This is a genomic window from Sphingomonas sp. NY01, from assembly GCF_038809135.1.
Lineage (GTDB): Bacteria > Pseudomonadota > Alphaproteobacteria > Sphingomonadales > Sphingomonadaceae > Sphingomonas > Sphingomonas carotinifaciens.
Genome location: NZ_CP101722.1, coordinates 2,086,865 through 2,098,887 on the forward strand (window position 1 = coordinate 2,086,865; position 12,023 = coordinate 2,098,887).

Annotated in this window: 11 protein-coding genes and 2 pseudogenes; 9 read left to right on the forward strand and 4 right to left on the reverse strand. The window is 63.2% G+C overall.

Annotated features, from left to right (window positions below; all coding sequences use genetic code 11):
- Nucleotides 1-87: 87 nt before the first annotated feature.
- Nucleotides 88-615, reverse strand: coding sequence for a nucleotide disphospho-sugar-binding domain-containing protein (locus NPJ82_RS10170; protein ID WP_342657276.1), 528 nt, complete (start codon nucleotides 613-615; stop codon nucleotides 88-90).
- On the opposite strand from NPJ82_RS10170, the gene NPJ82_RS10175 reads away from it, so the two are divergent.
- From NPJ82_RS10175 to NPJ82_RS10185, 3 genes are read left to right on the forward strand one after another with little or no spacing between them, the layout of a single operon-like run.
- On the forward strand, nucleotides 614-1,576 hold the full coding sequence (locus NPJ82_RS10175; protein ID WP_342657277.1) for an ABC transporter transmembrane domain-containing protein: 963 nt from the start codon (nucleotides 614-616) through the stop codon (nucleotides 1,574-1,576). The two genes, NPJ82_RS10170 and NPJ82_RS10175, sit on opposite strands and share 2 nt — an antisense overlap.
- Nucleotides 1,576-2,124: an ATP-binding cassette domain-containing protein gene (locus tag NPJ82_RS10180; RefSeq protein ID WP_342657278.1), complete on the forward strand. Its 549-nt coding sequence runs from the start codon at nucleotides 1,576-1,578 to the stop codon at nucleotides 2,122-2,124. Before NPJ82_RS10175 ends, NPJ82_RS10180 begins: the two co-directional genes overlap by 1 nt.
- The gene (locus tag NPJ82_RS10185; protein ID WP_342657279.1) at nucleotides 2,117-2,740 is read left to right on the forward strand and encodes a hypothetical protein; all 624 of its coding nucleotides are present in this window, start codon (nucleotides 2,117-2,119) and stop codon (nucleotides 2,738-2,740) included. Before NPJ82_RS10180 ends, NPJ82_RS10185 begins: the two co-directional genes overlap by 8 nt.
- A 117-nt stretch (nucleotides 2,741-2,857) precedes the next feature.
- On the opposite strand, the gene NPJ82_RS10190 is transcribed toward NPJ82_RS10185, so the two are convergent.
- Nucleotides 2,858-3,061 carry an AlpA family phage regulatory protein gene (locus tag NPJ82_RS10190; RefSeq protein WP_342657280.1) on the reverse strand — a complete coding sequence of 68 codons (204 nt, stop codon included), beginning with the start codon at nucleotides 3,059-3,061 and terminating at the stop codon, nucleotides 2,858-2,860.
- 350 nt (nucleotides 3,062-3,411) lie between these two features.
- Here NPJ82_RS10190 and NPJ82_RS10195 point away from each other — a divergent pair.
- A pseudogene (locus tag NPJ82_RS10195) lies at nucleotides 3,412-3,715 on the forward strand (type II toxin-antitoxin system RelB/DinJ family antitoxin).
- Nucleotides 3,702-4,012, forward strand: a pseudogene (locus NPJ82_RS10200) (type II toxin-antitoxin system YafQ family toxin). The pseudogenes NPJ82_RS10195 and NPJ82_RS10200 overlap by 14 nt, the downstream one beginning before the upstream one ends.
- Here the strand turns inward: NPJ82_RS10200 and NPJ82_RS10205 are convergent.
- Complete coding sequence (locus NPJ82_RS10205; protein WP_342657281.1) at nucleotides 4,002-4,253, reverse strand: conjugal transfer protein TraD; 252 nt, start codon at nucleotides 4,251-4,253, stop codon at nucleotides 4,002-4,004. The pseudogene NPJ82_RS10200 and the gene NPJ82_RS10205 sit on opposite strands and share 11 nt — an antisense overlap.
- 22 nt (nucleotides 4,254-4,275) lie before the next feature.
- Nucleotides 4,276-4,581 carry a conjugal transfer protein TraD gene (locus NPJ82_RS10210; protein ID WP_342657282.1) on the reverse strand — a complete coding sequence of 102 codons (306 nt, stop codon included), beginning with the start codon at nucleotides 4,579-4,581 and terminating at the stop codon, nucleotides 4,276-4,278.
- 172 nt (nucleotides 4,582-4,753) lie between these two features.
- On the opposite strand from NPJ82_RS10210, the gene traA reads away from it, so the two are divergent.
- The 4 genes from traA to NPJ82_RS10230 all read left to right on the forward strand — a co-directional run bounded on the left by traA (nucleotide 4,754) and on the right by NPJ82_RS10230 (nucleotide 11,503).
- The gene (gene traA, locus NPJ82_RS10215) at nucleotides 4,754-7,750 is read left to right on the forward strand and encodes a Ti-type conjugative transfer relaxase TraA (protein WP_342657283.1); all 2,997 of its coding nucleotides are present in this window, start codon (nucleotides 4,754-4,756) and stop codon (nucleotides 7,748-7,750) included.
- Nucleotides 7,751-7,762: 12 nt separating this feature from the next.
- Nucleotides 7,763-8,563, forward strand: coding sequence for a DUF6118 family protein (locus tag NPJ82_RS10220; RefSeq protein ID WP_342657284.1), 801 nt, complete (start codon nucleotides 7,763-7,765; stop codon nucleotides 8,561-8,563).
- Between the two features lie 382 nt (nucleotides 8,564-8,945).
- A complete protein-coding gene (locus tag NPJ82_RS10225) occupies nucleotides 8,946-9,452 on the forward strand; it encodes a GAF domain-containing protein (RefSeq protein WP_342657285.1) in 507 nt (168 codons plus the stop codon).
- Entirely contained in the window at nucleotides 9,449-11,503 is a 2,055-nt protein-coding gene (locus NPJ82_RS10230; protein ID WP_342657286.1) for an EAL domain-containing protein, read from the forward strand. The genes NPJ82_RS10225 and NPJ82_RS10230 overlap by 4 nt, the downstream gene beginning before the upstream one ends.
- Nucleotides 11,504-12,023 lie beyond the last annotated feature (520 nt).

Below are 12,023 nucleotides of genomic sequence, written 5' to 3' on the forward strand. Positions count from 1 at the left end.
CGGAAAGCATCACTTGCGAGCGCGCAAACCAATTTTGACGAAAATGGGCCATATCGGACGATGAAAATCGTACTGAGTGACTTGTTCCTAAAGGCTGTACCACGCGCTTTCCAACGCCGATAGCAAACTGGGATATTGCCTGCGATCAATCTCATTCGAAATGGTTCTCGCGCGTTGCGAGTAAATATCATAATTATAAACCGCATGAATTGCGTTGGCGATTTCATTCGCCGTCACGCCAAACAGATTGACTGCCGCGCCTGTACCAGTGCGTACAACGGCCTCGCCATTAAGGCGCTTTTCAAGATCGGAATAGACAGCACAGGTGGGCAAGCCGGCCATCATGGACGAAGAGATGAACCCATGCCCCCCGTGACAGACGACCATCTTGGCCTGCCTTGCGATCCGCTCGAATGAAAGCGGTCGAGGCTCTACAATGTGACCAGCCACTGCCCATTGGGCAAGATGCTCTGGCGAAGGGTTATCCATGAAAATGCGAACCGGACAGCCTGCCGTAGACAGAGCGGCCCAGAAAGGGCTCTTGGCCGGAACCGTTCGATAGGAATACACGAATATCTCGTTGACATCCCGATCGGCAGCGTCGCCGGTCGACATGGCATTCGCCGGACTCGCCGTCATCTCGATGGTCACCTCGTGGGTACGATCGCTGGTCCTGATCCGTCTTGGGACGTCGCTGTCCTATCAGGTTACGGTCAACCTCTTCCGGCATCTTCTGCGGTTGCCGCTGCCCTGGTTCGAACGACGACATGTCGGCGATATCGTATCGCGCTTCGGCTCGACGAAGCCCATATCGGATATCCTGAGCCAGGGGTTGATCGCGTCACTGGTCGATGGGATCATGGCCCTCCTGACGCTTGGGCTGATGTTCCTCTACTCGCCGGCACTCGCCGCGCTTGCGGTGCTCGCTCTCGCATTGACCGTCGGCTTGCGCTTCGCCTTCTTCTCGGTTCTGAAGCAGGCCAATATCGATCTCATCGCCGCCAGCGCCCGCGAGTCCAGTGCGTTCATCGAGACGATCCGCGGTGCCGCCACGATCAAGGCGTTCGGCGAAGAAGGAAATCGCCAGCGGCTCTGGCAGCAGATGAAGGCCGATGTCGCGAATGCCGAGATCAAGGCCGGACGGATCACGGCGGGCTTCACCGCTGGCGAGGAGCTTGTACTCAGTCTCGAACGTGTTCTGTTCGTTTACATCGCCATCCGTTTTGCCATGAATGGCACGCTGTCGCTGGGAATGATATTCGCCCTGCAAGCCTATCGCCAACAGTTCATCGCCGCAGGCACCAGCTTGTTGCAACAGGCGGTCAGCTTCAGACTCCTCGATATGCACTTGTCGCGGATCGGCGATATCGCGCTCAGCCATCCCGAGGCGTTATCTCCGCCGAGGGGGTTGATTGCGCCCGCCGACCATCGGGATCCGGTATCGATCGAGCTTCGAAACGTCCGCTTCCGTTACGCTCCCCACGAACCGGAGATCATTCGGGGGATCAACCTTCGTATCGCACCCGGAGAGATGATCGCGCTGGTCGGGGCTTCAGGGGGGGCAAGACGACGTTGATGAAGATGATGATGGGTCTGCTTCATCCTACCGCCGGAGAAATCCTGATCGAGGGCCAGCCCCTGGGCGTTTATGGCGTTGCCCGCTGGCGACGGGAGATCAGCTCCGTCGCCCAGGATGACACGCTATTCGCCGGGTCATTGGCAAACAACATATGCCTGTTCGACCCCGAACCCGACAATGCTCGCATCGTGACGGTCGCCAAAGCAGCCAGCATTCATGACGATATCGAGAAAATGCCGATGCAATATCACACAGCGGTCGGCGACATGGGATCGGTGCTTTCAGGTGGGCAACGGCAACGGGTAGTGCTGGCGCGCGCCCTTTACCGTCAGCCTGCCGCATTGTTCCTCGATGAAGCGACTGCCCATCTCGATATCGAAACGGAACGCAATGTCGGCGAAGCGGTGCGCGCTCTCGATTGCACCCGCATCGTGATCGCTCATCGTCCCGAGACGATCCAGCGCGCGAACCGCCTCTTCCAGATCGATGGCGGACAGATCACGGAAATTCACGCCCGTCATGCCGATGGAGATACCGGTGGCTGAAGAGAGCCAACCGGGCGGCAGCGAAGATACCCTCCCCGATCGGCCCTTCATGCCGGAGGCGGAAGTCCTCGCACTCGCGGATTTGCTTCGGGGTTCACGAAACTATCTGGAGTTCGGTAGCGGAGGCAGCACACGCCTCGCCATGGACATCAATGTTCCACATATCGTGAGCGTGGAGACCAGCAGAGCATATGCGGAGCTTGTCCGGACGTATCGAGACCGTGTTCTGACAAAATCACGGCTTGATGTCTTGGTCGCAGATATCGGGAACACCGGCGCTTGGGGATATCCGACAACCTCATGTGATCGGGTGAAGTGGCCGAATTACTCGCTCGGCATCTGGGATCAGATGCCGAGCGACTTCACACCCGACTTTATCCTCATCGATGGTCGCTTTCGCGTCGCGACGCTTATGACGGCTTTTCTGCACGTCAATGCCGGTTGCATGATAATGATCGACGATTTCATGACGCGAGATCGCGCATATGGAGCGATACTCGAAGTGGTACATCCGATACGGACTATAGGAAGAGCTGGATTGTTCGAGGCAAGTAACGCGTTAAACCGGAAGGGAGTGATAGACGTTTTGCGTCGTTTTATTTTCGACCCACGATAAATCCTGCTTTCAGGCCGCTCGAACTTGCCACTCCATAAACGCTGCGCGCCCAAATTTCGCAGCCGATGCCGTCACCACGCCCTCGCCAGCAAATACGAGGACGTGGCGACAGGCGCATCAGGCGGTTTGGTCTTCGCGGTACCCGGCGGGGTCGGCGATCCAGCGATTGACCGCAGACTCCCGCCAACCGGCACCGTGAGTGCTGATCGACAACTGGCGGGGGAAAGTACCGTCCGCGATCTTGCGGTAAAGTGTCGATCGGGACAGTCCGGTGCGGGCAAGTACGGTTCTCAAGCGAATGATGCGGTCTAGGTTCTGCATGTCGGTTTTCCAGATGACGCGTGGCGCTGACAAGAAGGCAGGATCGGCGGCATGGCCGTCGAAGACAAGGAACCACTTGAGCGCTGTTGGGCTATGTCGGGTGCGACAGGTCGGGTGACCGGCGGGGATCGGCGGCAATAGGCAGCTACCGGCGGCAATGGGCGGACGATCATTCTGCGCGAAATCGGCGAAACTTTCGTCTCACCTTGTGTCAGAACGACGCCGTGAAGCACCTGCCATCGAGCGCATCCGCTGGCGCTCGATCGTCGTCAGGTCGAGTCGTTCATGGGACGAGCCTTTCACAAGGACGCCCGCGCGGTGGTGATGAAGCGCGCATATGGTCGGACTGAATGGGATATGCTGTCAAGCGGGAGCGTCTGCCTCCCCTGCTGTTGACAGTGACGCCGCTGTGGCAATTCCGGATCGACGGGACCGTGAAGGAGGAGGCGGCCGCCGTGCTGGCGGCGATGGGGCTTACCGTGTCGGATGCGGTGCGTCTGATGCTGACCCGCGTCGCACGCGAAGGCGCTGCCGTTCGAGCCGCTGGTGCCGAACGCCACGACCATCGCCGCGATGCGCGAGGCGCGCGAAGGCAAGACCAAGCGCGTCGGCACGATGGCGGCGCTGATGGCCGACCTCGATGCGGACAATTGAGCGCACCGCCAGTTCGAGCGCGACTACAAGCGGGAGAAGAAGGAGCAGCATCGGGTCAAGCTCGACGCCGACCTGTTCCCGGTGATTGAGACGCTGGCGAACGACGATCCGCTGGAGCCGCGCCACCGCGACCATGCGCTGACCGGCGACTGGCGCGATCATCGCGACTGCCACGTCAAGCCTGATCTCGTGCTGATCTACCGGAAGCCCGACGACGACACGCTGCAACTCGTGCGACTGGGATCACACGCGAATGGGGCTGGTAGCCGCTGCAATCCGATCTCCATTACGCCCTAGCAGGCGGGGGGCCGCCCACTTCTCCTTCCATGTTGAACGCCCGCTTGCCCCGGCGCTGCCACAGAGTGAGCGCGGTGGCGCGTTCGTCGCCACGCAGCCTGTCGGCGAGGGTGAGGAACGCGCCGTAGAGCGTGGCGCGATCATCGTCGGTGAGATCGACCAGACCGGCCTTCGCGACGAGGCCGCCGAGTTCGATCAGGTGGCGTGTCCGCTCGCGTCGTTTGACCTGCCAGTCGCGCATGTCGGTGCGTGCCTTTCCTGCCTCAAGCCGATGCCGCGCCACCGTCGAGCGGTAGAGTGCTGCCCGGCTGACGTTGAGGTGCCGGCGCAGTCTTGCGCTGCCGGCTGCGAAAGAAGGCCGCGCCGCCCGCGCGCCACGCCTCCTTCGTCGCGTCATCCCTGGTCGCCACGGCTTGGAGCAGGACGCCCGCGAGCAGGTCGGCGTCGAGTGCATCGGCGCCCGTCGCGGCGACCAGTTCGCCGAGCTGGCGCAAGCGGCGGTCCTTTAGTTGTCGCGCCTTGTCGGCAAGCGCTTTGAGCTCTGAATCATAGTCACGCGCCTTGCGCATAACGGTCTCCATTGTTGATGTAGTACGACGATGATAATGGAGCCGTGACGTTGGCGCAGTAGAGACAGCGGGACTGACTGACACCACCCGATCCCTTCCCGGATTTTATCAGGAAGGGCGCGCTTATACGTCGTTCCGACGTGCGCTCAGAAGTGTAGATGGTGTCGCCGCCATGGCGATCTACCATTTCAGCGTGCAGGTCATCAGCCGGTCGAGCGGGCGCAGCGCGGTCGCTGCTGCCGCCTACCGCGCGGGCGACCTGCTCCACGACGAGCGGCTGGACCGCGACCACGACTTCCGCGCCAAGGCCGGCGTCGAGCATAGCGAAATCCTGTTGCCGGCGAACGCGCCCGAGCAATGGCGCGACCGCGAACGGCTGTGGAACGATGTCGAGCGGCAAGAGAAGCGCAAGGACGCGCAGCTTGCCCGCGAGGTCGAGTTCGCGATTCCCCGCGAGATGAGCAAGGCGGACGGCATCGCGCTGGCGCGCGACTTCGCCGCGTCGGAGTTCGTCGCGCGCGGCATGATCGCGGACCTCAACGTCCATTGGGATATCGGCAGCGACGGCCAGCCGAAGCCGCACGCGCATGTCATGCTGACGATGCGCGAGGCCGGGCCGGACGGGTTCGGGCAGAAGGTGCGCGATTGGAACCGCACCGAATTGGTCGAGCAGTGGCGCGAACGCTGGGCCGATCACGTCAACGCCCGCCTGGCCGAACTCGATATCGACGCCCGCATCGATCACCGCTCGTTGCACGCGCAGGGGATCGACCTCGAACCGCAGGACAAGATCGGCCCGGCCGCGTCGCGGATGGGCGCGCGTGACTTGGAGTCCGAGCGAATCGAGCAGCACCGCGAAATCGCGCGGCGCAATGGCGAACGGATCATCGCCGAGCCGCGCGTCGCGCTCGACGCGATCACGCACCAACAGGCGACGTTCACCCGGCGCGACCTCGCGATGTTCGTCCACCGGCACAGCGACGGGCAGACTCAGTTCGACGCGGCGACGGCGGCGGTGCGCGCCTCGCCGGACCTGATCGTGCTGGGCGCGGACGGGCGTGGCGACGAGCGCTTCACCAGTCGCGAAATGATCGAGGCCGAGCAGAGGATGCAGCGCGCTGCCGCGTTGATGGCCGAGCGCGCGCCACACCGCGTGGATGAGAACCAGCGCGCTGCCGCATTGGCGCGCGCGGATGTGGGCGGGTTGGTGCTGACGGGCGAGCAGCGCGCGGCGTTCGAGCATGTCACGGGCGAGCGCGGCTTGAGCGTCGTCGTGGGATATGCAGGGACCGGCAAGAGCGCGATGCTGGGCGTGGCGCGCGAGGCATGGGAATTGGCCGACCGCAACGTACGCGGCGCGGCCCTGTCGGGGATCGCGGCCGAAGGATTGGAGAATGGCTCCGGCATCGCGTCGCGCACCATCGCCAGCATGGAACATGGCTGGGCGCAGGGCCGCGACATGCTCTCCGCCCGCGACGTGCTGGTGATCGACGAGGCCGGCATGGTCGGCACCCGCCAGATGGAGCGCGTGCTGTCCCATGCCGCCGAGGCGGGCGCGAAGGTGGTGCTGGTCGGCGACCCGCAGCAGTTGCAGTCGATCGAGGCCGGCGCGGCGTTCCGCGCCATCCACGAGCGGCATGGCGGTATCGAAATTACCAAGGTCCGCCGCCAACGCGAAGGCTGGCAGCGCGACGCCACCCGCCATCTCGCCACCGGTCGCACCGGTCAGGCCGTCCATGCCTATGCCGAGCACGACATGGTCCATGCCGCTGCTACGCGCGAGGCGGCGCGAAGCGAACTGGCCGAGCGCTGGGACCGCGAGCGTCGCGCGAGCCCGGACGCGACGCGGATCATCCTCACCCATACCAATGCCGAGGTCCGCGACCTCAACGAGACCGCGCGCGGGCTGATGCGGCAGGCGGGCGAACTCGGCGACGACGTGTTCCTCACCGTGACGCGCGGTGCTCGCGACTTCGCCAGCGGCGACCGCGTGATGTTCCTGCGCAACGAACGCGGTCTGGGCGTTAAGAATGGCACGCTCGGGACGATCGAGCAGGTCGATGGCAAGGCGATGACGGTGCGCACCGACACCGGCCATGCGGTGTCGTTCGACCTGAAGGATTATGCTGACCTCGACCACGGCTACGCCGCCACGATCCACAAGGCGCAGGGCATGACCGTGGATCGCGCCCATGTCCTCGCCACGCCGGGGATGGACGCGCACGGGGCCTATGTTGCGCTGTCACGCCACCGCGACGGCATGGACCTCCACTATGGCCGCGACGATTTCGCCGATCAGGGGCGGCTCACCCGCACGCTGTCGCGCGAGCGCGGCAAGGACATGGCGAGCGATTATGCCAAGGCCGATCCGACCCGCGAATACGCCGAGCGGCGCGGCATTACCTTACGCGAGCGCGTCGCCGAGATCATCCGGCCCGTGGTCGAAAAGGCGCGGGGCATCTTCGACGGACTCGAACTGGGCCGCGCCCTTGGCAGCGAACGGACGTCGCAGCCGGATCGCACCCGGCCTGCCGAGCGCGAACGGTCTGACAGCATCTTCGCCGACTTCCGTCCGAACGCACCAGCCGTCGAGCCGGCACGGCAGGCGCGGGACAGCCGCGACCAGGACCGTCACCAAGCGGTCGGGCGTCATGCCCGTGCGGTTGCCGCCATCTGGTCGATGCACGACAAGGACCTGCCCGTCCTGCCGCACCAGATCGCCGAACTCGACAAGGCCCGCGAGGCGATGAACGCCACCGCCCTGGGCGCGGCGAGGGACATGGAGGAAGCGTTTGGTCGCGACGGTTCGCTGGTCGCAGAAGCGGCGGGTGGCAAGCCGCAACGCGCGCTACAGGCACTGCAACTCGAACGGGAAATCAGGGCCGATCCCGACCGTCGCGCCGATCGCTTCGTCGCCGACTGGCGCGGCCATGAACGCGCGGCCGATACAGCGAACGAGCGCGGCGACCATGAGGGCTACCGCAAGCATCGCGGCGCGATGGGCCGGATGGCGAAGCAACTCGAACGCGACCCGCAACTGGAATCGGCGCTGCGCGGACGCGACCGCCGCGACCTCGGACTGGAGATCGAGGCAGGCGGCCGGCTCGCGCACGACCTCGCCGCCAGCATCGGCTTCGGCCGCGAGCGCGACCGGGGAATCGAACGATGAGGAGACGATACGATGGATGACGACGACACCCCCACCCGCAGCGCCGCGGAAGCGTTCGACGCGATGAGCGAACGGCTGGCGCTGCTGACCCGCGCCGTTCAGGGGCTGGCGGCCGAGAAGGAGCGCGCGCCCGACTATACCGAGACGCTGGGCCAGATCGCTGCCCGGCTCGACCAGCATCGCGACGCGATCAACACCCTTGCCAGGCGGCCGGCGATGACACTCACCGTCGCCACCATCGCCGAGCAGATCGTGGAGGCGGCCAGCGAAGACCGCAAGGCGGATGCCAAGACGATTCGCAACGCACGCGATGGCCTGGAAGCGGCGACCGTGGAAATCGGTCGCCTCTCACGAACCGCGCGCACGGCGGACGAGCAGACCCGACACGTCCGATGGCTGGTCGGATATGGGGTCGCCAGCACGATCCTCGCCATGATGATCGTGCCCGGCATGGCGGCACGCAGCCTCCCGGCCAGCGGATTACTCCCGGAGCGCATGGCCGCCCGCGTGCTGCGGCTCGATCGCTGGCAGGCCGGTGAACATCTGCTGGCGACCGCCGATCCTGAGCGCTGGCAGGGCGTCGTGGCCGCCGCACTAATGGCCGTCCGGACCCAGTTACAGACGCTCACGCCCCTTCTTGCGCTTGCCAACTTCAGACATCCGTTCACGTTCAATGCGCATGATAGCGACCCCGCACGGCGACGAACCAGTTGTCTCGAAAACGATCGAGTAGTCGGAAAGCCTGCCGCGGGGGGGGGGGCACGCCTAGGTCACTTGGCACCGGCAAGTCCGCTGACTACCAGAGCCATCTGATCCTCACTCACGCCGGGCCTGATCCAGCCTGAGCACTCCAGCTCGGCTAGTCCGCGAAGGAGTACCCAGAACGTCTCGGTCGCGGTCTCATCGCGCCATGACAGATTAACGACCACTCCGAGCGCCACAAAGGCGGCGTGCAGTTCGGGCCTTTGGGGACGCAATAGCGACTAGCATCGACTTACGACCTGTTTTTCGCCTCGTTGCCACTCCGTCGGCGCCATTGCCTGATTGACAGCTTCGGACCGCAAGCGCGCACGGACGCGCATGAACCGTTTCCCCCGCCGCTATATCGCGATTTATGCCCTTATTCCGCGGCATTAGTCAGCTGTTAGCACACGCTCGGTCATGGAGTGATTTTCTATGACGATACGGGAAGTCGATGCTCAAATCCTTGTTTCGTGAACACCGCCGTTCCCTGGCGGTTCGCGAATTGACCGGCCCGGACCCGTCGCCGGGGCCGGTTTTCGACCGCTTCGTCAACGCCGCTGCTTCCGCCTTTGCCGCTCCGATGGCGGCGATGTCGCTGATCCATGGTGACAAACAGATTGTCACGGCTGGCCACGGTTTTCCAACAGGCTGCATGCCGCGTGATGAAGGTTTCTGCAGCTATACGCTCGGTTGCGCGAACGTCCTGGAATGCTGTGACCCGCAGCGCGATCCGCGCTTCGCCACCTTGCCTGGCGTCCTCGGGGAACCGCACGTCCGCTATTATATCGGTGCGCGACTACGCCTGCTGAATGGTATCGATGTCGGCGCCCTTTGCGTGGTTGATACGGCCCATCGAGCGCCGGCCTCCGACGATCAAAAAGCCTATCTTCTGGGTCTTGCCCGCCAAGCTGCCATGTCGCTGGAAAGCCGTCTGGACTTGTGGGGGCACGCCGCATGATGCGCATAGCCTTGTGCATCGCCCAGGAACACGATGCACGGCTCGTCGCCTTGGCCTTGCTGGTCTGTCTCGTCGGGTCATCGGCAACCATCCAGCTGTTCGGCCGCATCAAATCGGCAAGCGGTAAAAGCCGGCTCGGCTGGGTGCTAATGGCGGCCGTCGCCACGGGGACCATGGTCTGGGCCACGCACTTCGTTGCGATGATGGCTTTTCGTGCTCACGCGCCGGTCGTGCTTGATCCCCTGCTGACGCTCTTGTCGCTGCTCGCCGCTATCGGGCTGGCGGTGCCCGGTCTGGCCACTGCCGCCACTTGCAAGCGATGGGGCGGCCTGGCCGGGGGTGGCATTGTCGGGATCGCTATCTCACTTATGCATTACCTTGGCATGTCCGCTTACCGGGTCGACGGCATCGTGACCTGGGCCTGGGGCTATGTCGTGGCATCGGTGCTGCTGTCAGTCGCACTTGGCGGGATCGCCTTCCATCTGCTGACCACGCGCCGGCCATGGCGGCGAATGCATGCGGTATTGCTGTTGAGCCTCGCCGTCGCCGCGCTGCATTTCACAGGCATGGCGGCAATGAGCATCACCGTGCTGAAGCTGGGCGATGGTCTGTCTGACCTGACAATGGTTGGCCTTGCCATTGCCACGGCCGTTGCATCACTCATCATCGTCGGCTGCGCAGCGATAAGTGCCCTGATCGACGGTCATACGCAAAGCGAGTCCTACCGCCGCTTGCGTCGCATGGCGTTGCACGACGGACTAACCGATCTACCAAATAGAATGAGCTTCATTGAGGAGTTGGAGCGTCGTTTCCTGGTGAAGGGCGGCTATGCGTGCATGGCCGTCGTCATGATGGACCTTTCCCGCTTCAAGGTGGTCAACGACACCTACGGGCACCAGGCCGGCGACCAGCTTCTGATGGCGCTGGCCGCCCGGTTGACAGCCCTTTTGAAGCCTGAGGAATGTGTCGGGCGGTTGGGCGGCGACGAGTTTGCCGCGATCATATCCTATGACGAACCACAAGAACTTACTGATTTCCTTGACCGCCTACGCACCGCCTTTGTTGCGCCGTTCGTGTTCGATCGGTTCACCGCTGCGATCGGTGCCAACATCGGCGTCGCTCTGGCGGTGCATGACGGTTTCGATGCCGATGCCTTGCTCGCGAAAGCTGATCTGGCGATGTACCGGGCAAAGTCCGCCCATTCAGCAGAACCGTGCTTCTACGACGCGGAAATGGACGATGCCGCGCGTATCCGGCGCGAGCTTGTCGCCGACCTTCGGACCGCGATAGAAACCGAAGCGTTCGAGCTTCATTTCCAGGTACAGGCTGCGGTCGCGACCGGGGAGATTACGGGCTACGAAGCGCTGGTGCGCTGGCACCATCCGGCCAGGGGCATGATTTCGCCTGCGGCCTTTATCCCGCTGGCCGAAGAAAGCGGCGAGATCGTGCCGCTCAGCATCTGGATCTTGCGTCGAGCCTGCTTCGAAGCGGCGTTGTGGCCGGACCAGCATAATGTGTCGGTGAACCTGTCACCGAAACATCTGAGTGATCCGCGCCTCATCGATACCGTTCGTGCCGCGCTGACTGACAGCGGATTATCAGCCGGACGCCTGACCTTGGAACTGACAGAAAGTGCGATCATCCATGATCGCCGCTTCGCGCTCGAACAACTCCGCGCGCTGAAAGCCATGGGAATAGCCATAGCGCTGGACGATTTCGGCGTTGGTTACTCCTCGCTTGATGTTCTGCGATCGGTGCCGTTCGACTGCATCAAGCTCGATGCATCATTCGTTGCCGAGATCGAGCATGACGAGCAGGCCGTATCGATCCTGCGATCGGTGGCCAGCCTTGGTGCCACGCTGCAAATGCGGGTCCTGGCGGAAGGCATCGAAGAGCCTTCGCAGCTTTCGATCGTCGCGCGCGAGGGATGCTCTGCGATACAGGGGTATCTGATCGGGCGGCCGTCGCGCACCTTGGCCGATCCCGAGAGCATCAGGCAGACGATGATGCTGAAGCCCCGTTCAATCTCGGCCATCACCTCCGCAGCCTGAAATCATCCCGTTATCAAAGCCACCCCTCAAACATGACGGTCAAGCTTGCTGTGCGCTTAGGTGTTTGATCCCACGGTTTGATGGTGCGATCCTTTCGTTGAAACGGAGGGAAGCCGTATGGGACAGGTACGTCACGGAAGCGTCCTCCACGTCACCTCCCCTTGGACCTAGCTCGGCTCAGCCCAGTCAGTCGAATACTGCCTCGACTATCGACGATTAGCACGACCCACAAGTGGTTGCGCAGGTCGCCTATCTCGCTTCCGAACTTCCGCCATTCGTTCATTTCACCGGCGAGCGCAGGCACTTTAGGGCAAATCAATTTTCTGTCCGACAGTCAGCAAGCGCGACGGACGAAGCCGAGGTAAGCGGTGCCCTAGCGTATCTGGCGATCGCGTGATCAGGCGTCCTCCTTCTTGATCACTGTGACCTCGCCGTCCCCTTCCATGATGCTCCGATCAATCTGCTTGAGCCAGTCTCGCACCACTTGGGTCGGGTTGCGAGGCCGTGGCGAAGATCGCGG

Excerpts from the sequence above, each read along its gene's own strand:
- NPJ82_RS10175 (WP_342657277.1), top strand. The coding sequence starts at position 614 with ATGGCATTCGCCGGACTCGCCGTCATCTCGATGGTCACCTCGTGGGTA.
- NPJ82_RS10170 (WP_342657276.1), bottom strand. The coding sequence starts at position 615 with ATGTCGACCGGCGACGCTGCCGATCGGGATGTCAACGAGATATTCGTG.
- NPJ82_RS10180 (WP_342657278.1), top strand. The coding sequence starts at position 1,576 with ATGAAGATGATGATGGGTCTGCTTCATCCTACCGCCGGAGAAATCCTG.
- NPJ82_RS10190 (WP_342657280.1), bottom strand. The coding sequence starts at position 3,061 with ATGCAGAACCTAGACCGCATCATTCGCTTGAGAACCGTACTTGCCCGC.
- NPJ82_RS10205 (WP_342657281.1), bottom strand. The coding sequence starts at position 4,253 with ATGCGCGACTGGCAGGTCAAACGACGCGAGCGGACACGCCACCTGATC.
- NPJ82_RS10210 (WP_342657282.1), bottom strand. The coding sequence starts at position 4,581 with ATGCGCAAGGCGCGTGACTATGATTCAGAGCTCAAAGCGCTTGCCGAC.
- traA (WP_342657283.1), top strand. The coding sequence starts at position 4,754 with ATGGCGATCTACCATTTCAGCGTGCAGGTCATCAGCCGGTCGAGCGGG.
- NPJ82_RS10220 (WP_342657284.1), top strand. The coding sequence starts at position 7,763 with ATGGATGACGACGACACCCCCACCCGCAGCGCCGCGGAAGCGTTCGAC.
- NPJ82_RS10225 (WP_342657285.1), top strand. The coding sequence starts at position 8,946 with ATGCTCAAATCCTTGTTTCGTGAACACCGCCGTTCCCTGGCGGTTCGC.
- NPJ82_RS10230 (WP_342657286.1), top strand. The coding sequence starts at position 9,449 with ATGATGCGCATAGCCTTGTGCATCGCCCAGGAACACGATGCACGGCTC.